At 52.3% G+C, this 19235-nt stretch carries 18 protein-coding genes and 1 tRNA gene; 12 read left to right on the top strand and 7 right to left on the bottom strand.

The genetic code is table 11. The annotated features are described in order from the left end of the window. Nucleotides 1-89 precede the first annotated feature (89 nt). Nucleotides 90-2855, top strand: coding sequence for an autotransporter outer membrane beta-barrel domain-containing protein (locus DDY07_RS12590; RefSeq protein ID WP_171696161.1), 2766 nt, complete (start codon nucleotides 90-92; stop codon nucleotides 2853-2855). 22 nt (nucleotides 2856-2877) lie between these two features. Here DDY07_RS12590 and DDY07_RS12585 read toward each other — a convergent pair whose 3' ends face one another. The 4 genes from DDY07_RS12585 to DDY07_RS12570 are packed head-to-tail and all read right to left on the bottom strand — an operon-like array spanning nucleotide 2878 to nucleotide 5970. Continuing rightward, nucleotides 2878-3393 carry a glycine zipper family protein gene (locus DDY07_RS12585; RefSeq protein ID WP_171696160.1) on the bottom strand — a complete coding sequence of 172 codons (516 nt, stop codon included), beginning with the start codon at nucleotides 3391-3393 and terminating at the stop codon, nucleotides 2878-2880. A gap of 15 nt (nucleotides 3394-3408) precedes the next feature. Next, nucleotides 3409-3804, bottom strand: a complete 396-nt coding sequence (locus DDY07_RS12580; protein ID WP_171696159.1) for a hypothetical protein — start codon at nucleotides 3802-3804, stop codon at nucleotides 3409-3411. Between the two features lie 2 nt (nucleotides 3805-3806). Continuing rightward, nucleotides 3807-5285 (bottom strand): HAMP domain-containing sensor histidine kinase, encoded by a 1479-nt coding sequence (locus tag DDY07_RS12575; RefSeq protein ID WP_171696158.1) that lies wholly within the window; start codon nucleotides 5283-5285, stop codon nucleotides 3807-3809. Between the two features lies 1 nt (nucleotide 5286). After that, complete coding sequence (locus tag DDY07_RS12570) at nucleotides 5287-5970, bottom strand: response regulator transcription factor (RefSeq protein ID WP_171696157.1); 684 nt, start codon at nucleotides 5968-5970, stop codon at nucleotides 5287-5289. A gap of 178 nt (nucleotides 5971-6148) precedes the next feature. Here DDY07_RS12570 and DDY07_RS12565 point away from each other — a divergent pair, with 178 nt between their 5' ends. The 4 genes from DDY07_RS12565 (at nucleotide 6149) to greA (ending at nucleotide 11710) form a co-directional block, all read left to right on the top strand. Beyond that, nucleotides 6149-6589: a Spy/CpxP family protein refolding chaperone gene (locus DDY07_RS12565; RefSeq protein WP_171696156.1), complete on the top strand. Its 441-nt coding sequence runs from the start codon at nucleotides 6149-6151 to the stop codon at nucleotides 6587-6589. A gap of 244 nt (nucleotides 6590-6833) precedes the next feature. Continuing rightward, a complete protein-coding gene (carA, locus tag DDY07_RS12560) occupies nucleotides 6834-7967 on the top strand; it encodes a glutamine-hydrolyzing carbamoyl-phosphate synthase small subunit (RefSeq protein WP_033155620.1) in 1134 nt (377 codons plus the stop codon). Nucleotides 7968-7984: 17 nt separating this feature from the next. Beyond that, on the top strand, nucleotides 7985-11200 hold the full coding sequence (carB, locus tag DDY07_RS12555; RefSeq protein WP_171696155.1) for a carbamoyl-phosphate synthase large subunit: 3216 nt from the start codon (nucleotides 7985-7987) through the stop codon (nucleotides 11198-11200). 33 nt (nucleotides 11201-11233) lie between these two features. Next, nucleotides 11234-11710, top strand: coding sequence for a transcription elongation factor GreA (gene greA / locus DDY07_RS12550; RefSeq protein ID WP_020485125.1), 477 nt, complete (start codon nucleotides 11234-11236; stop codon nucleotides 11708-11710). 41 nt (nucleotides 11711-11751) lie between these two features. Here the strand turns inward: greA and yhbY are convergent, their stop codons facing one another. Beyond that, a complete protein-coding gene (yhbY, locus tag DDY07_RS12545) occupies nucleotides 11752-12018 on the bottom strand; it encodes a ribosome assembly RNA-binding protein YhbY (protein WP_171696154.1) in 267 nt (88 codons plus the stop codon). A 50-nt stretch (nucleotides 12019-12068) separates the two neighbouring features. Here yhbY and rlmE point away from each other — a divergent pair, with 50 nt between their 5' ends. The 7 genes from rlmE to DDY07_RS24100 all read left to right on the top strand — a co-directional run bounded on the left by rlmE (nucleotide 12069) and on the right by DDY07_RS24100 (nucleotide 18321). After that, nucleotides 12069-12686, top strand: coding sequence for a 23S rRNA (uridine(2552)-2'-O)-methyltransferase RlmE (gene rlmE / locus DDY07_RS12540; RefSeq protein ID WP_171696153.1), 618 nt, complete (start codon nucleotides 12069-12071; stop codon nucleotides 12684-12686). 120 nt (nucleotides 12687-12806) lie between these two features. Further along, on the top strand, nucleotides 12807-14726 hold the full coding sequence (gene ftsH / locus DDY07_RS12535) for an ATP-dependent zinc metalloprotease FtsH (protein WP_205451079.1): 1920 nt from the start codon (nucleotides 12807-12809) through the stop codon (nucleotides 14724-14726). 71 nt (nucleotides 14727-14797) lie between these two features. Continuing rightward, nucleotides 14798-16138, top strand: coding sequence for a phosphoglucosamine mutase (gene glmM, locus DDY07_RS12530; RefSeq protein ID WP_033155614.1), 1341 nt, complete (start codon nucleotides 14798-14800; stop codon nucleotides 16136-16138). Between the two features lie 54 nt (nucleotides 16139-16192). After that, nucleotides 16193-16939: a triose-phosphate isomerase gene (gene tpiA / locus DDY07_RS12525; RefSeq protein WP_171696151.1), complete on the top strand. Its 747-nt coding sequence runs from the start codon at nucleotides 16193-16195 to the stop codon at nucleotides 16937-16939. A 21-nt stretch (nucleotides 16940-16960) separates the two neighbouring features. Next, nucleotides 16961-17362, top strand: a complete 402-nt coding sequence (secG, locus tag DDY07_RS12520) for a preprotein translocase subunit SecG (RefSeq protein WP_171696150.1) — start codon at nucleotides 16961-16963, stop codon at nucleotides 17360-17362. Between the two features lie 16 nt (nucleotides 17363-17378). Next, nucleotides 17379-17463: transfer RNA gene (locus tag DDY07_RS12515), tRNA-Leu, on the top strand. Between the two features lie 384 nt (nucleotides 17464-17847). Next, nucleotides 17848-18321, top strand: a complete 474-nt coding sequence (locus DDY07_RS24100) for a tyrosine-type recombinase/integrase (RefSeq protein WP_367650875.1) — start codon at nucleotides 17848-17850, stop codon at nucleotides 18319-18321. Nucleotides 18322-18420: 99 nt separating this feature from the next. Here the strand turns inward: DDY07_RS24100 and DDY07_RS12505 are convergent, their stop codons facing one another. Next, nucleotides 18421-18816: a type II toxin-antitoxin system HicB family antitoxin gene (locus DDY07_RS12505; RefSeq protein WP_033155605.1), complete on the bottom strand. Its 396-nt coding sequence runs from the start codon at nucleotides 18814-18816 to the stop codon at nucleotides 18421-18423. After that, nucleotides 18813-18998 (bottom strand): type II toxin-antitoxin system HicA family toxin, encoded by a 186-nt coding sequence (locus DDY07_RS12500; RefSeq protein WP_171696149.1) that lies wholly within the window; start codon nucleotides 18996-18998, stop codon nucleotides 18813-18815. Before DDY07_RS12500 ends, DDY07_RS12505 begins: the two co-directional genes overlap by 4 nt. Between the last annotated feature and the right edge of the window lie 237 nt (nucleotides 18999-19235).

Here is a 19235-nt window from a genome sequence, read left to right as displayed (position 1 = left end):
TGCGGTTGTTTTGTTGAATGATTCGGCTAACCTTATGTGCATAGTTCTCAAAATCCCGCAATCCAAGCGCATAGCAAATTAACAGTGTGATGAAATTAAAGGGTCCGATACGGATTGGCTTGTTGGCTTGCGCCTCCGGGTCTGCGCTAGCTGATGCGTTGTCATCCGATGTGTCCTGGTCGGTGATTGGGCGTAATGTCACGATTACTCAGCCGTTCTTTGCCGGCGCAGACCGGGGGAGTTTTGCCGGAAACTCGGCAACGGTAGGTTCGGGGGCCACCGTTAATTTGGCGGGTGGTTACAGCATCCAGGAAGGCGACACCAGTTACTGCCCAGGCTGCATTATCCAGCTTTATACCGCTTGGATTGCCCCGGCACAGGCTGGCTCGGCCGGGTTTTACTCCGGCGGAATCGGTCCCGGTTTCGGTAGCCTGAGCGGATCGTTTTCCGGTCAACTCACGGCCCCTAAAACGCCGGGGACTTACTTTATCGGTCTCGGCGCAACGCTGGACTATGTTTACCAACCGAATACTGCCGGAGGGTTTGGGAAAGACCAGAATGGCATATCCGGTTTCGCGCCTTTTCAGGTGACTGTCACACCTATAGCCGTTAGTTCTATTAGTGCGAATGACAGTTTCAGCACTCTGCCCGGTTACTATTACAACACCGGCGGCGATTTCAACAACTATGGCACATTAGTCAATAACAGCGCCACGTTCAGTCATGGCTCAGGCGTTTTCGCCAATTTCGGCGCCATCAACAACCAAGGTGTAATCGAGAATGCCGGACAGATGGTCAATAGCGGCAGCATCGACAATGTAGCAGGCAATACGCTGACAAACGCCGGCGCACTGGTCAATCAGGGAAATTTCGGCAACGCCGGGCAACTGAGTAACCAAGGTACTTTCAGCAATCACGGCGTGCTGAACAATACCGGCACTATAAGCAATACCGGCCAATTCAATCTGGCGCAAACCGGCCTAATTACCGGGACCGGCGATTTCTATAACAGCGGGCAAGGGCGCGTCGATATTTCCGGTAACAACACGCATCGGTTTGATGGCAATGTCAGTAACGACGGAGTTTTCAGAACGGTAAATACCTCGGTGGCGTTTACCGGTAACTTCACGAATAACGGCCGCTATGAGAGCGACCCGTCGATCAATCAATTTAACAATCTGTCCATAGGTGCCAGCGGTTATTTGGTGGGCGGTGCCGGCGATGTTTTCATCGTAACCGGCGACTTTATTAATACCAGTACGCAAAATACCCTGTGGAATACCGCAAATGCCGATCTGGTTTTCAGCGGCCCGAGCGCGACGCAGCATGCGATGAGCTTGGTGGGTAGCGATCAGGGGCAGACCACTGCCGGTGCGGTCAATAATTTTGCCTGGGGTTCTGTAACGGTAGCGAGCGGCAACGGTTTGAGCTTGGTCGATGGCAATAGCACGCCGGGCGCCGCATTGTATGCCAGTCGACTGGTATTGGCGGATGGCGTGAACCAATTAAGCAGCATTAGCAGCGACTACAACATTTACATCGATCCCAATCTGCCGGAAAACCAATACTTATTGGGAGCGATACGCAGTTTCGGTGGCGGTCGAGGCCAATTGGCACCCTGGAGTCTGCAACCTTTTACGACCGAAACCAGCACCTCACCGGAATTAACCTTTAACCAGCAGACTTTCGCGCCCGCCTTGAATGAGGCTTGCGCGACCCCAAGCGGGATTTTGGCGACCCGGTGTCTGCAACTGCAAGCACTCAGTCCGGAACAGCAAACCACCGCTGTTGCCGCATTAACGCCGGATCAGGTGCCGAGCCAGATGGCCGGGCCGGTGAAATTGGGCGCAACGCGCATGGATGGCCCGTTGACCCGATTGGCGAGCTTACGGGCAGGCGGCGGCGGTGCGCCTTTGTCGGTGAATTTTAACGGGATCCAATTATCCGCCAACCCCGTGGGCTCTCAGGGGCTAGGCGGCGCGGCGGGCGATGACGAGCTGTTCCGTGATTCGCCGCTGGGTGTGTTTTTACAAACCCGCTTTAATTTTGCCAATCTGCGCGGTGATGCGTGGGATCGCGGCTTTGATTCGCAAGCGCGCACCGTAACGGGCGGCGCGGATTATCGGCTAAGCGATAAGCTGGTGGTTGGCGCGGCGTTTAACTACACGCATTCTTCCACCCAATATGCCGATTCGGCCGGCAATATGAGCAGCGATACTTATCTGGGCGCACTATACGGCAGCTATTATCTGCCCGAGGATATTTATCTGGATTGGGTGGGAAATTACGGCGGTAATGACTATGCCTTTAACCGCCAATACGCCTTTTCCGGATTCGCCGGCCAATCCGCATCGACAACCACCGGCAATCAATACGGTTTTGCATTAAGCAGCGGCAAAGACTTCAATTGGGACGAGTGGGCCATTGGCCCTTATCTGCGTTTGGAGTATCTGGGCATGAATATCGCCCAATACCAAGAGCACAGCGGCAACGGTTTCGACATCATCACCGGCGAGCAAATCAATCATTCTTTTGTCAGCAATCTCGGTACCCAAATCAGTTATGCGCTCAGCACGTCATTGGGCGTATTCACACCGGCCGTGCGCGTGGAATGGGAGCATCAATACCTCAACGACAACCGGCTGATTCACATGCGCTTGGCTCAGGCCGAGCCGGGGCAGGGTAATTTTACGATTCAAACCGGCGAGCCCGACCGCGATTATGTCAACCTCGGCGGTTCGCTCAGCGCTACATTGCCCAATGGCGGCTCAGGGTTCGTGCGTTATGAAACCCGCTTGGGCCAAACCAATATTTCCGACCACATTCTGGAAGCGGGCTTGCGGATGAGTTTTTAGGTACGCAAGCCCTTCCTGACTATCACCGATACGGTGGTGGTGGCGGTAATCCGGGCGGTGGTGGCGGGATGCTAGGCTGTGATGTTTTCGGCGTCGGCGATTGGTAAGAAAACTGCCCGGATACCGGTACTCTGTGCCCCTTGGCATACATACATTGCACATAGGCATTGTCGTAACCTTGTTGGGTGGCATAACCGGAGCGTCTTGATTCGCCGCTGCCGACGATAGTGCCGGCCACTAATCCCGTGCCCGCGCCGATTGCCGCTCCACCGCCTCCACCAATAGCGGCGCCAGCGGCCGCTCCCACTGCCGTGCCAACTGCGGCACTGCCGATTTGGCTATCGGCGCTGGCCTGATTCGGCGTAGCGCCTACTTGTCCGGCCGCGTATTGCTGACATTGGTAGTCGTCCTGGCGAAATTGTTCGAATGATAAGCCGGTGCCGGGCAGCGCCATCACACTCGGGCCCGAAGGCATATGAGCGCAGCCGCTCAAGGCCAGTGCCACGCAGATTCCTGCTATTGGGTTTTTACTGTTCATGTTTGCGGTCTCCTGCTAATTTTGCGGCGTCGGCTCAACTTGTTGCCAGCCATTCGCACAGTCCTTTACATAGGGATAGTAGCCAGCCGGGTCGTTACAGTAATACCAATAGCCTTCTGCTAAAGGGGCGTTCTGAGGCTGGCTGCGCTCGCGCTCGATGTAGACCGGGGGTTGCACCGGTACGGTGATAATTTCCCGCGGGTAATACGGATACGCCGGGTAGTAAGGATAGGACGGGTAAAACGGTCGGGGATAGAGTGGAGCGCCGAAGTAGAAGCCAAAACCCGGACGGAAGTGTCCGCCAAAATGCCGGCCGCCGTGATGATGAAACGGGTCGGCGCTCGCGCTTAGCGTCCATGCCGACAGTAAAGCTATCAGCGTGGCTGACAGCCACTTTTTGAGTTTAAACATACTTACCTCTCGTTTGCGTGCCGTATTGGAAACGGGATTTCAATCAGAACACTTAAACCACCTTGCAGCCGGTTGCCGGCGCTGATGCTGCCGCCATGCGCCTCGACGGCTCGATGCGCGATGGTGAGTCCCAGGCCGGTGCTGTGCGGTTTTTGTGCTTGACCACTGCGGAAAAACGGCTGAAAAATGGCCGTCAAATCCTGATCGGGTACCCCAGGGCCGTCATCGTCCACCCGAATTCTTAAGTGACGATTAGCGCTATCAAAATCGGCGGCAACGAATACCGTGCCGTCGGCTTGACAGTGTTGCACGGCGTTACGCAGCACGTTTTCGATAGCGCGATGTAATAGTTCGCTTTGGCATTCGACCTCCACGTCAACATCGCCGAGATACCTCAATGCGATACGTTTCGGTTCCGCCTCGAAACGCACGTCGGCGACAATGTCGGCCAGTAGGTCGTCGAGATTGATAGCATCTAGTTTTCCTGGCGCAACGCCGGCTTCCAGCTTAGATAGCATCAATAGTTCGCCGACCAAATCGCTGATTCGTTGCGATTCCCGTTCGATGCGTTCCAGCGTGGTCGGCAATTTTTCCGGTTGTTGTTGGGCTAGGCCGATAGCGGCTTGGATACGCGCCAACGGCGAGCGAAGTTCGTGGGATACATCGTGCAGCAGATGTTGCTGGGCACTGATTAGCGAGCAGATTTGTTGCGCCATATGGTCAAAGTCACGACCCAGGTCCGCCAATTCGTCGCTCCGTCTACCCATTGCATTGCCGATGCGGGTATTTAGCCGGCCTTGAGCGACAGCGCTTAAAGCGTCGCGCAGGCTGCGGATGGGTTTGGCGAAATACCAGGCCAACAGTCCGCTGAACAGCAGGCTGGCCAAGCAGCCGGAGACTATCGGTAAAATCGGCGCGGGCGGTTCGCGGTGCGGGCGAGGGCCGTGATCCTCTGGATTACCGCTCGGTGGTGGTGGCCGGTCTCCTAGCATGGAGCCGTCGAAGCCAAATGCAGGCAGTCCGGGATTACCTGGAAATGACGGCCTGAACAGGCCACCAAAGCCGTGCTCCGGTAGCGGAACGAATAGTAAATAGTGTTGGCCGTCGTCGGCTGCAATCATTTGGATAGCATCCGGGTAGGCGTTTTTTCGCTGTAAGGCTCTGGCCTGCTGCAATACCTCTGTCGCTAAGGGTCTGCCCAGTAATTCCCGATCCGTATCGTCTACCGCGTATATCGGTGGAAAGCGGGTACTTTGCAAAGTCTGAATAAAATCGTGCAAGCCCTTGACGCCGCCATGCGGCAGGGTGCTGGCGGCCAGCTTGACTAGCGAGGCGCGTCTGACATCGACGACATCGGCTGGCTTGGCCGACAGGTTTTGCTGCGCGGAGTGTCTGAGCCAGACGGCGGTACCCACACCGATGCCTGCGGTTAATAGAGCCAGCCAGAAAGCAAAGAAAAACTTCCAAAACAATCTGCCCATCTTATGCCTTGATCATCTGGTAGCCTTGGCCGCGCACGGTCTGAATGTAAGAGCGGCCGTCCGGCTGGTTGCCGAGTTTCTGGCGGATGCTGCTCATATGGACGTCAATGCTACGGTCGAAACGCGCCAGAGGCCTGCCCAGGGCTTTTTCGGAGAGCTCGTTTTTGCTGACGACCCGGCCCACCTGACTGGCCAAAGTTTCCAGCAAATTGAACTCGGTGCTGGTTAGGTCCAGGTCTTGTTCAAACCAGGCAGCTTTGCGTTTTTCCGGCCACAGTTGCAGCGGCCCGGCCACAATCGGTCCCGGCGAGAGACTGGCGGCGGGCTGGGTTCGGCGCAAAATAGCCCGAATTCTGGCAACCAGTTCTCTGGGCGTGCAGGGCTTGGGGACGTAATCGTCGGCGCCGGATTCCAAGCCAATGATGCGGTCCACGTCATCGCCCTTGGCGGTAAACATCAGTATCGGCACCCGGCTTTCCAGGCGGATGCGCGTCAATATCTCGGTGCCTTTGATATCCGGCAGCATGATGTCCAAAATGACTAATTGATATTCGCCGGATAGGGCATGTTGCAGTCCGGAGGCGCCGGTATGGCTGACGTCCACATTAAAACCTTCCTGCGTTAGATACTCTCGGAATAATCCCGCCAGTTCGACATCGTCATCGATAATTAACACTTTGTGCATGGTTCTCGCTCGTTGGCTGTGTGTTCATCATCATAGCCGCGGCTTCCGTAGACAACCAGCAGGGTTTACCTGATTTTACACGGCACTAACAGCACTTAACCTCTGATTTGAAATACTGGCTACGACGAAATTGAACAAGTTTTGTCCTTGGATTTATCATCGTTTTGTGGAGAGTGTTATGAAAAAATTAGTGTTAGTGCTTGGCTTGTTACCCCTAACTGCAATGGCTGAGCCGCCGCACGGCGGGCACCACGGCGGCGGGAAACCGCCGATGCATAGGTTTGGCGAGGCGGACGGCGAGCAACATTTGCCGAGATTTTTAAAAAATCTTGATCTCAGCGAAAAGCAGGAAGCGGATATCAAGAATTTAATGAAAACCCGATTCGGTGACGGCCAGGCCCGATTTAAAGACGAGCATGCGCTACGAGCCGAATTGCACGCTTTGAGCTTTTCCGCGGATTACAATGAGGAAAAGGCCAAAGCGTTGCTTGAGAAATCTGCGGCGATGCATCAGCAGATGGCCTTGGAAAAATCCAAGCTTGATCATGACGTGTTTATGCTGTTGACGGCGGCGCAGCAAGAAAAACTGCAAGCCGAAATCGGCAAATTCGAACATTGACTGAACCTGTTGTCCTTACACAGCCCGGTGCAGTGGCTGCTGGCGCCCGGGCAGCTCGGATAAGGCGGAATTGGCAATAAATACAGTGTCTTTGTGAAACAGTGGAATCTCGGTGACGCACCAAGTTAGAAAATTGTTAATGACCAAACAGCCATAATTTCGTAAAATCACCTAAGTTTTTATCTATCAGGAACGGGATGAATCGCAAGATTTATCCCGTTTTCTACATCTAAGGTGGCCAATCTTGAACAAACCTGCATTACTGGTACTAGAAGACGGGACGGTGTTTCACGGCATTTCGATAGGTGCCGACGGCTGTTCCGTGGGAGAAGTGGTTTTTAACACGGCACTGACCGGCTATCAGGAAATTCTCAGCGATCCGTCGTACGCACGGCAAATCGTCACATTGACGTATCCGCACATCGGTAATGTCGGTACTAATCCTGAAGACGACGAATCTGTCAAAGTGTTTGCCAGCGGCCTGGTGATACGGGATTTGCCTTTGCTGGCCAGCAGCTGGCGTAACGCGAAAACCCTGCCCGAATATCTGCGCGAGCACAACGTGGTGGCAATTGCCGACATCGACACCCGCAAATTAACCCGCTTGCTGCGCGACAAAGGCGCACAACGCGGTTGCATCATGGCCGGTGAGTCGGTTGATTTAGACGCTGCGAAACAGGCCATCGAAGGCTTTCCAGGCTTGAAAGGTATGGATCTGGCGAAGGAAGTGACTACCGCCCAAGCCTATGTCTGGACCGAAAACGTCTGGAAGCTGGGTGAAGGTCATCAACAAGCGCCTGATTTGACCAAGCATGTAGTGGCTTACGATTTCGGTATCAAGCGCAATATCCTGCGTTTGTTGGCCAACCGCGGTTGCAAGGTCACGGTCGTTCCGGCCAAAACGCCCGCCGCCGAAGTGTTAGCAATGAATCCCGACGGCGTGTTTTTATCCAACGGTCCTGGCGATCCGGAGCCTTGCACCTATGCCATCGAAGCGATCAAAACCATCCTGGACAAAAAAGTGCCGGTATTCGGTATTTGTTTGGGCCATCAGTTATTGGCTTTAGCCAGCGGCGCGAAAACCGAGAAAATGAAATTCGGCCATCACGGTGCCAACCATCCGGTGCAAGAACTGGCAACCGGCCGGGTGATGATCAGCAGCCAAAACCACGGTTTTGCCGCTAGCGCCGACTCTTTGCCCGCCAACCTGAAAGCCACCTACGTATCGCTGTTCGACGGCAGTTTGCAGGGCATCGCCCGCACCGACGTGCCGGCCTTCAGCTTTCAGGGGCATCCGGAAGCCAGTCCCGGCCCGCAAGATGTCGAGTCCTTGTTCGACGATTTCATCGATTTGATGAACCAGCCTCGTTCAGCTTAAGTTTTATACAGAGTGATATGCCAAAAAGAACCGACATAAAATCGATTTTATTACTGGGCGCAGGACCGATTGTCATCGGTCAGGCTTGCGAGTTTGATTATTCCGGCACCCAGGCTTGCAAAGCGCTACGGGAAGAGGGATACCGGGTTATTCTGGTCAACTCCAATCCGGCGACGATCATGACCGACCCGGATATGGCCGACGCGATTTACATCGAGCCTATCGACTGGCAGACCGTTGAGAAAATCATCGAAAAAGAACGTCCCGATGCGGTGTTGCCGACCATGGGCGGCCAGACCGCGCTGAACTGTGCGCTGGCGCTGGACAAACACGGCGTATTGGCAAAATACAGCGTGGAAATGATAGGTGCGACCAAAGAAGCCATCAACATGGCCGAGGATCGTGCGCTGTTCAATGAAGCGATGGCGCGCATTGGTTTGGAAGTGTCTAGAGCCAAAGTCGCACACAGCATGGAAGAAGCCTTTGCGGCGCAGGAAGAAGTGGGTTATCCCACCGTGATTCGGCCCTCGTTCACGATGGGCGGCAGCGGCGGCGGTATTGCCTATAACCGCGAAGAATTCATCGAAATTTGCGAGCGCGGCCTGTATCTGTCGCCGACCAGCGAATTGTTGATCGAAGAATCGATTTTGGGCTGGAAAGAGTTTGAAATGGAAGTGGTGCGGGATTCCAAAGATAACTGCATCATCATTTGCTCAATCGAAAATTTCGACCCTATGGGCGTGCATACCGGTGATTCGATCACCGTAGCCCCGGCGCAAACCCTGACCGACAAGGAATATCAAATCCTGCGTAACGCTTCGTTGGCGGTATTGCGGGAAATCGGTGTCGATACCGGCGGTTCCAACGTACAGTTTGCCATCAATCCCGACACTGGCCGCTTGATTGTCATCGAAATGAATCCTCGTGTCTCGCGTTCGTCGGCCTTGGCCTCCAAGGCCACCGGTTTCCCGATTGCCAAAGTCGCGGCCAAATTGGCGGTGGGCTATACGCTGGATGAATTGCGTAACGAAATCACCGGCGGTGCTACGCCTGCGTCGTTCGAGCCGTCCATCGATTATGTGGTTACCAAAGTGCCGCGCTTTGCCTTTGAAAAATTCCCGCAAGCTAATGACAGGCTGACCACGCAAATGAAGTCGGTCGGCGAGGTGATGGCGATTGGCCGCACCTTCCAGGAGTCTTTGCAAAAAGCTTTGCGTGGCTTGGAAGTGGGTGTCGATGGTCTGGATGAAATTGCCGATTTGAACGATGCTAATAGCGAAGACACCATTCTCAAAGAACTACGCTATCCCGGTCCGCAACGCCTCTGGTATTTGGCGGATGCCTTCCGTAGCGGTTTGAGTTTTGAAGACATTCATCAGGCGTCGAAAATAGATCCGTGGTTCTTGGCGCAGGTCGAGGATCTGATTAATACTGAAAAAACCTTGTCCACCAAAACCCTGGCGACCCTGGAGCCGGGCGAGTTGTTGCGGCTGAAGCGTAAAGGCTTCTCTGATAGACGCCTCGCGAAACTGTTGGAAACCAAAGAATCGGAAGTGCGCAGCGTCCGTCACAAAAAAGGCGTGCGTCCGGTTTATAAGCGCATCGATTCTTGCGCGGCGGAGTTTGCTTCCGATACGGCTTATCTGTATTCGACTTACGAGCAGGAATGCGAGGCCAATCCGTCCGATAAGGAAAAAATCATCATTCTTGGTGGCGGCCCAAACCGGATCGGCCAAGGTATCGAGTTCGATTATTGCTGCGTGCATGCCGCGTTGGCGCTACGCGAAGATGGTTACGAAACCATCATGGTCAACTGTAACCCGGAAACCGTTTCTACCGACTTCGATACTTCCGACCGTTTGTACTTCGAGCCTTTGACGCTGGAAGACGTACTGGAAATCATCGAACTGGAAAAGCCCAAGGGTGTCATCGTCCAATATGGTGGGCAAACGCCGTTAAAACTGGCCCGGGCCTTGGAAGCTGCTGGTGCGCCGATTATCGGTACTTCGCCGGACTCTATCGACTTGGCTGAAGATCGCGAGCGTTTTCAGAAATTGCTGGAGCGTTTGAATCTGTTGCAACCACCCAATGCCACTGCACGTTCGGTCGAGCAAGCCGTTAATTCGGCTCGCGAACTCGGTTATCCCTTGGTCGTGCGCCCATCCTATGTGTTGGGTGGTCGGGCGATGGAGATCGTGTTCAACGAAGAAGGTTTGCGTCGCTACATGAAAGAAGCGGTCAGTGTCTCCAACGATTCGCCGGTATTGCTGGATAGATTTCTGGACGATGCGGTGGAAATGGACGTTGATGCGATTTACGACGGCGAAACCGTGCTGATCGGCGGATTGATGGAACATATCGAGCAAGCCGGTGTGCATTCCGGTGACTCCGCGTGTTCGTTGCCGCCTTACGATTTGCCGGCGCATATGCAGGATCAACTGCGTGCGCAAGTCGCGAAAATGGCCGAAGCGCTGGGTGTACGCGGTCTGATGAATACCCAGTTCGCGATTCAGGGCGAAACCATTTACGTGCTGGAAGTGAATCCGCGTGCCTCGCGTACCGCGCCGTTCGTGTCCAAAGCCACCGGTTATCCGCTGGCGAAAATTGCCGCGCGGGTGATGGTCGGTAAATCCTTGCAAGAGCAGGGCATTACCGAAGAGCGTATTCCCGAATATTTCTCGGTGAAAGAGGCGGTATTCCCGTTCATTAAGTTCCCCGGCGTTGATCCGCTGTTGGGACCAGAAATGAAATCGACCGGTGAAGTCATGGGCGTCGGTAAGACCTTCGGCGAAGCGTTTGCCAAATCGCAACGCGCGTGTGGTGTGGATTTGAGTCACAGCGGCAAGGTGTTAATCAGTATCCGTGATGCCGACAAACCTAAGCTGCCGGAACTGGCTAAAATGCTGATCGACAAAAATTACGAGATTGTGGCGACTCGCGGTACTGCCAAGGTATTGAAAGAAGCCGGTATTCCTTGCAAGGAAATCTTCAAGGTCAACGAAGGCAGGCCCAATACTGTGGATATGATCAAAAACGGCGAGGTGCAGTTGATCGTCAACACGACCGAAGGCGTTAAAGCCGTGGCCGATTCGTTTACCATGCGCCGCGAAGCCTTGCAGCGCAAAGTGACCTATTACACGACGATGGCGGGTGCGCGTGCCGCTTGTTATGCCTTGGGCGAACTCGATGCCGGCGACGTGAACTGTCTGCAAGACTTGCATAAAACATTTTAACGGATGAATTTGAATTCAAAAGGGGAGCAGTAAATGCAAAAATTTCCACTGACAGTGGTGGGTGCCAATAAATTGCGCGCCGAATTGGAAGAACTTAAAACTGTGGTTAGACCGCGCATCATTCAGGCCATCTCTGAAGCACGTGCCCACGGCGATTTAAAAGAAAACGCCGAGTACCACGCGGCGCGCGAACAGCAAAGTTTTGCCGAAGGCCGTATCGCTGAAATCGAAGGCAAGTTATCTAACGCCAATATCATTGATGTGACAAAAACCGAAGCCAACGGCAAGGTCGTGTTCGGGGCGACAGTGGAAATCGAAGATCTCGATTCCGGCAAGACAGTGACCTATCAGATCGTCGGCGAAGACGAAGCCAACATCAAGGAAGGCCGCATTTCCGTGGGTTCGCCGATTGCCAGAGCATTAATCGGCAAAGAAGTGGAAGACGTGGTGACGGTAAAAGCACCGGGCGGCAATATCGAATACGAGATTCTCTCGGTCCAATATATTTAAGTTGATTGGTAATGGGGAGGAGGCATGCCTCCCCATTGAGTTTATTTCTTGGGGTTCAAACGATAAATAACGGCTATTTGGCCAATAGATTGCACCAGTTCGGCCTTGGTTTGCGCGCAGATTTGTTCTCTGATAGTGGCACGCTCGTCTCTTTCTGCGCGAATTTTGACTTTGATCAGCTCGTGAGCGTCCAACGCTACATTAATTTCTTTGATAACTGCTTCGGTCAAACCGGCCTGGCCGATAATCACCACAGGATTGAGCGGGTGAGCTTCAGCTTTCAGCTTTTTCTTTTGAATAGGATTCACTCTGTTTCCTTAAACTTTAAAAACCCAGCAATTTTACACGAATAGAAAATATGGCACGCAGCAAAAGTAGCCAGCAGTGGATGCAGGAACATTTCCAAGACGAGTATGTCAAGAAAGCGCAGGCCATGGGCTACCGTTCTCGCGCAGTGTTCAAGCTGATAGAAATCCAAGAAAAAGACAAAATCATAAAACCTGGTATTAATATAGTTGACCTAGGCGCTGCACCGGGTGGGTGGTCCGAATATGTTAGTAAAATCGTCGGTAAAAAAAATAAGGTGATTGCGCTGGATTTGTTGGCTATCGATCCTATTGATGGCGTCGATTTTATTCAAGGCGATTTCCGGGAAGACGAGGTGCTGGAGCAGCTATATAAAGTGCTTGATGGCGAACCGGTTCACTTGTTATTGTCGGATATGGCCCCCAATATGAGTGGTAGTCGGGAAATGGATCAGCCGCGGGCGATTTACTTGGGCGAATTGGCCCTGGATGCCGCGCAACATATACTGGCTAAGGGTGGGACGTTTTTGATCAAGATGTTTCAGGGCGCCGGATTTGATGAATACTATAATCAAGTGCGTCAGCAGTTCAGCAGTGTGGTGATTAGAAAGCCGAAAGCTTCGCGGCCCAGAAGTAACGAAGTGTATATTTTGGCGAAAGGTTTTAAATAAAACTGCGAAAGTCGCCGTTCATAGGGCTATGATGGCGGTGGGATGCGAGTAGTCCTGATACAATTACTCGGTTTTTAAATTTTGAGGCCATTCCAGGCCGGAGCGCGTAACTTGAGCGATATGATTAAAAATTTAATTTTGTGGGTGGTCATCGCCGTAGTGTTGATGGCTGTATTCAACAGTTTCGGGTCGCGGGCGATTCGTAGCGACGCGACTTTTTCGTACTCGCAATTGATCGACGCTGTCAAAGCAGGACAAGTTCAGCAGGTTGCGATCTCCGATAATACTGTCAAAGGCAAAATGGTCTCCGGTGATAAGTTTAAGACTTATATGCCTAACGATCCGCATTTGATCGACGATCTGTTGGCTAATGGTGTGGAAATATCCGTTCAGCCTCCCGAAGAGCCGTCCATGCTGATGCAAATCTTCGTGTCATTCGGTCCGATTTTGTTGCTGATTGCAGTTTGGGTATTCTTCATGCGCCAAATGCAAGGCGGCGGCGTCGGTGGTCGCGGCGGTGCGATGGGCTTTGGTAAAAGTAAGGCGCGTATGCTGGACCAGGATCAAAATAAGGTGACGTTTGCCGACGTGGCAGGTTGCGACGAGGCTAAGGAAGAGGTCGAAGAAATGGTCGACTTCCTTAAAGACCCGTCAAAATACCAGAAACTGGGTGGTAAAGTACCGCGCGGTGCCTTGATGGTGGGGCCTCCAGGTACCGGTAAAACTTTGTTGGCCAGAGCGATTGCCGGCGAAGCCAAAGTGCCGTTCTTCACTATTTCCGGTTCGGACTTCGTGGAAATGTTCGTCGGTGTTGGTGCCTCCAGGGTGCGCGACATGTTCGAACAAGCTAAAAAACACGCACCGTGCATCATCTTCATCGACGAGATCGATGCGGTTGGTCGTTCACGTGGTGCCGGTTTGGGCGGTGGCAACGACGAGCGCGAACAAACCTTGAACCAGTTGTTGGTTGAGATGGACGGCTTCGAAGGTCACGAAGGTATTATCGTTATCGCGGCAACCAACCGTTCCGACGTGTTGGATAAAGCGTTGTTGCGTCCAGGCCGTTTCGACCGTCAAGTGGTAGTTGGATTGCCTGATGTCAGAGGTCGGGAACAAATTCTTAATGTGCATTTGAAAAAAGTCCCTGCGGCGGATGACGTCAAAATCAAATATATCGCCCAAGGTACGCCAGGATTTTCCGGTGCTGACTTAGCCAACTTGGTTAACGAAGCGGCCTTGTTCGCCGCGCGCTACAACAAGCGTTTAGTCAGCATGGTGGACTTGGAAAAAGCCAAGGACAAACTGATCATGGGGGCGGAAAGACGTTCCATGGTGATGGACGAGAAAGAAAAGAAAATGACCGCGTATCACGAAGCCGGTCACGCTATCGTCGGTCGTTTGGTTCCTGAGCACGATCCAGTCTATAAAGTCAGCATCATGCCGCGTGGCCGTGCGTTGGGTGTAACCATGTTCTTGCCTGAGCGCGATCAATACAGTGCTAGCAAGCGTAAGCTGGATAGTATGATTTCCAGCTTGTACGGCGGCCGGATTGCCGAGGAATTGATTTTCGGCTGGGAACAAGTGTCTACCGGTGCTTCCAACGACATCGAGCGTGCCACCGAGTTAGCCAGAAACATGGTGACCAAATGGGGCTTGTCGCAACGTCTTGGCCCATTGGCATATAGCGAAGAAGAAGGCGAAATTTTCTTGGGCCGCTCAGTCACCCAGCATAAATCGGTTGCGGAAGAGACTTCACACACCATTGATGAAGAAATCCGGTCTATCATTGATAGAAATTACGAAAGAGCGGAAACGATTCTGAAAGAAAACGAAGATATTCTGCATGCAATGGCAGATGCCTTGATGAAGTACGAAACCATCGATAAATATCAGATCGATGATTTAATGGAAAGAAAACCGGTGAGAGAGCCAAAAGGTTGGGAGGACGATACGCCGTCTTCCAGTGGTGGCATCAAAAATGATCATTGGGATCAAAAAGATACCGACCCATCAATCGGAGGCGCAGCCGAGCAAGGCTGATGCTGTAACGGCAAAAGCGAGAGAGGCTCCGGCCTCTCTTTTTTTTGGGATTTAGTTAAGAGAAATTGAGTATGGCAAAAAAATATTTTGGCACTGACGGTATCCGCGGCAAAGTCGGTGAGTACCCCATTACTGCCGACTTCATGCTAAAACTGGGCTGGGCGACAGGCAGAGTCTTTGCCAAGGAAGGCAGTGGTTTCGTGTTGGTGGGCAAGGACACGCGCATTTCCGGCTATATGTTCGAATCAGCGTTGGAAGCTGGGTTGTCGGCGGCGGGTGTGGATACCCGTTTATTGGGGCCTATGCCCACGCCTGGTATTGCCTACTTGACTCGTACTTTGAGAGCAAAAGCCGGCATTGTCATCAGTGCTTCTCACAATCCGTACTATGACAACGGTATCAAGTTTTTCTCGGTGGATGGCGCCAAATTGCCGGATGACGTGGAGCACCAGATCGAACAGTATCTGGATGCGCCGATGACTACGGTGGAATCGGCAAAACTGGGTAAAGCCAAACGGGTCAGCGATGCGGCCGGGCGTTATATTGAGTTTTGCAAGGCAACCGTGCCGCCGCATTTGGATTTTAAAGGCATGCGGATTGTTATCGATTGTGCCAACGGTGCGACCTACCACATCGCACCGCATGTTTTCAGCGAAGTGGGAGCCGAAGTTGTCACCATCGGTGCCGACCCGGACGGTTTGAACATTAACGACGAATGCGGTGCTACCAAGCCGGAAAATCTGGCTGCCAAAGTGCTGGAATTCCGCGCCGATCTGGGAATAGCGCTGGATGGCGACGGCGACCGGATTATCATGGTCGATCACAAAGGTGAAATTGTCGATGGCGACGAGTTGATTTACATCATTGCCAAATCACGTTTGGAAGAAGGCAAATTGTTTGGGCCCGTGATTGGTACACTGATGTCAAACCTTGGCATGGAGCATGCGCTGAAAGCCGTCGGCGTGCCTCTGCTGCGCGCCAAAGTAGGCGACCGCTATGTGATGGAAATGTTATCTGAGCACAAAGGTATGCTCGGTGGCGAAGGCTCCGGACATATTATCTGTCTGGATAAAACCACCACGGGCGACGGTATTGTTTCCGCCTTACAAGTGTTGGCGGAAATGCAACGTACCGGCAAAAGCCTGAACGAGCTTAAATCCGGTATGAGCAAATACCCGCAAGTGCTGATTAACGTCAAAACCGATAAAAAAGTCAAAATCGAAGAGATCGACAGCATCAAAAAAGCCGTGGACGCAGTAGAGAAAAAACTGGGTGAACGAGGTAGAGTGTTGCTGCGATCCTCCGGCACCGAGCCATTGATCCGAGTGATGGTGGAAGGTGTAGATCAAGACGAGGTGGTCAAGTTTGCCAACCAACTGGCGGCCGATGTCAAGAAAGCTATTCCGGCTTGAACTAAAAGGCTTAACTCGATATTATATGCGGTCTTATTTAGCTCGGAGGATGTAATGCGTCGGTCTTTGATTATGGGTAACTGGAAAATGAACGGCTCTCGGGAAGATGGGCAAAAACTTGCTCAAGCTTTGGCTGATGGTCTAGGTGACGTTCAGCAGGAAGTCGCGGTTTGCGTTCCTTTCGTCTATTTGTCAGATATTCGTAACGTATTGGCTGCATCCCCTATCGCATTGGGCGCGCAAAATGTTGCCGACCAAGCATCCGGTGCTTATACCGGAGAAGTATCAGCAGCAATGCTGAGCGAAGTCGGCTGCAAATATGCATTGGTGGGTCACTCCGAGCGTCGCAGCTACTACGGCGATACTAACGAATCGGTCGCCAAACGTTTTTGCCAAGCCTTGAGCAAAGGTGTAGTGCCTGTGCTGTGCGTTGGTGAAACCCTGGAAGAGCGTGAGCAAGACAGAACCTTCCAAGTGGTTGACGAGCAACTGGACGCTGTGATTGCCGCCGCAGGCATCGAAGCGTTTGAAACGGCTGTCATCGCTTACGAACCGGTTTGGGCTATCGGCACCGGCAAAGTGGCGACCGACGAGCAAGCGCAAGAAGTACACAAGTATATTCGTCAACGGATTGCCGATAGAAATCCGGTAATCGCTGAAAAAGTACAAATTTTATACGGCGGTAGCGTCAAGCCAGATAATGCAAAAGGCTTGTTTGCGATGCCCGACATTGATGGTGGTTTGGTGGGTGGCGCATCGCTGGATGCAAAAGGCTTCCTACAAATTTGCCATTCGGTTTAGTTTCATCCGATTAAGGTCTTTATGTTGTACCAAATTATAATAATTATTCACATCTTTCTGGGTATAGGCATCGTTGGCTTAGTCCTGATGCAACAAGGAAAAGGCGCTGATGCAGGCGCGACTTTTGGCGGCGGCGCGTCCGGTTCGGTATTCGGCGCGCAAGGTTCTGCCTCATTTTTGTCCAGAACCACGGCTATTTTCGCCACCTTATTTTTTATTACCAGCTTAGGCTTGGCCGTCTTAAGCGGCTATCAAGGTAAAAAAACCGACGTCATATTGGATTCGACACCTGCTGCTGAACCCGTTAAGTCTGATGTACCGTTAACGCAAGGCATGCCGGCAGACGGCAGCTTGCCGATCCAGGATGCGACTTTGCCTGCAGCGCCGGCTATTAAAGAAGTCGAAAAGCCAGCGGCAAAATAAGTTAGCAACAAATAAAGCCGACGTGGTGAAATTGGTAGACACGCCATCTTGAGGGGGTGGTGACGCAAGTCGTGGCGGTTCAAGTCCGCCCGTCGGTACCAAACAAGGATTTTAAGAAATCCAAAGAAGTACAAAAACCCGTAAGTTATCTGGCTTAGCGGGTTTTTTATTGTCCAGCGACATATACAACTAAAAATATTACTTTTTTGCTACCGAGCCTATAGTGCCTGAAAAAAGGTAACAAAATGGCGGTTAAGGAATAAGCCAATCAAGGAAGTCAAATCGTCTGAAATATTGGCAGTGCTAAAGCCGATGTTGATAAACGGCAGCTTGAAACGGCCCACCGGCTCCACGCTAAAATCAGTTCGATCTTTGCTTATGCGATTGTCCACAACTTTACCGACTACGACCCGGCGCAATCCGTCGCCAAACAGATACCTGCGCAAAAGGTTAAACACCGAGTTGCAATCATCGACCCAAAACTTGTGGCGCAATTGCTCAGGGATATAAGAAACTATCAGGGAACCTTTGTTGTGCAATCGGCGTTCAGGCTTTCGCCTCTAATGTTTCAACGGCCCGGCGAAATCCGACAAATGCTTTGGGCTGATGTTGACCTAGTGGCGCGGGAATGGCGGCCCTATGTGTCTAAAACAGACTTTCATCATATCGTGCCGCTATCAAACCAAGCTGTTGACTTACTGGAAGCCGTCCAACCGCTCACGGGTGGCGGCCAGTATGTCTTTCCGTCAAGTCGGGGCGATGGACGGCCAATGTCGGATAACACTATCAGAACGGCACTTAAATCGTTAGGTTATGATTCAGACGTGATGACAGCGCACGGCTTCAGAACCACGGCATCAACCCTGCTAAATGAACAAGGTTGGTCACCGGATGCTATTGAACGACAATTGGCTCAGACTCCATTTGACCAGGTAAGGGCTGCCTATAATCGATGGTAATACCTAGAAGAGCGGCGGCGGATGTAGAGCTGGGTTGATTACCTTGATAGCTTGACGGCCGGGGCTCAAGTGATACCGTTCCGAAAACAAGGATAAGGCTTAACGCATCGCCTGCCGCGCGGCTTGAGCCAAGAATCCGGAACGGGTAGCGCCATGAGCTTTGGCGTATTCGTCAATACGAGTCAGCAACAGCTTAGGCAATGTAATATTGATCTTCTCGGCGGGGCCTAAATACCGTTCTACCGGCACTTCTACGATAGACCACACCCATCCGGCAAATTCTGGGTTTGCTTGGTGTTCCGCTAGCGTTTTGCCGGGTGGAATCATTGCACCATCTTCGATAACTGTTTCGCACCATAGATCAATGGCTTCTTTCGCGTTTTCGAATGCCTCGTCCAGGGTGTCGCCTGCCGAAAAGCAACCCGGCAAATCGGGCACCACTACGCCAAAAGCATGATCCTCATCACCTGGTTCTATCGCAACAAAAAATCTCATACCTTCAACTCCGCTTGTTTTAACAGCTTGTTTACCAACCCTTTGCCTAAATCGCTCTTTGGATGCGGCACCGTCAAATGCCCCGGCTTAACCGGGTGAACAAAGATGTGATGACTGCCTTTAACGCTACGCAGCGTCCACCCATCATCTTCAAGTAGCTTGATTAGTTGCCTGCTATTCATGGTGTGTATTATAACCACCATGGGGTGGCTGACAAGTCGGCACTCCCTTTGGTATTGGAATCTTCTTGGGATGTAATGAATCACTAATCATCGATTTCTAAGTCACTCGATTTCAAAGGGCCGCCGGATTACATGGCGGGCTGTAAGTCATCGCATATTGACTCAAGAAACGGATCAAACGTATCGATATCGTGCAGCACATTGAAATCATCTTCCAATTTGCGGCCACCAAGACTT

The organism is Methylomonas sp. ZR1 (assembly GCF_013141865.1).
Classification (GTDB): domain Bacteria; phylum Pseudomonadota; class Gammaproteobacteria; order Methylococcales; family Methylomonadaceae; genus Methylomonas.
This window is presented reverse-complemented; position numbering and strand designations above follow the sequence as displayed.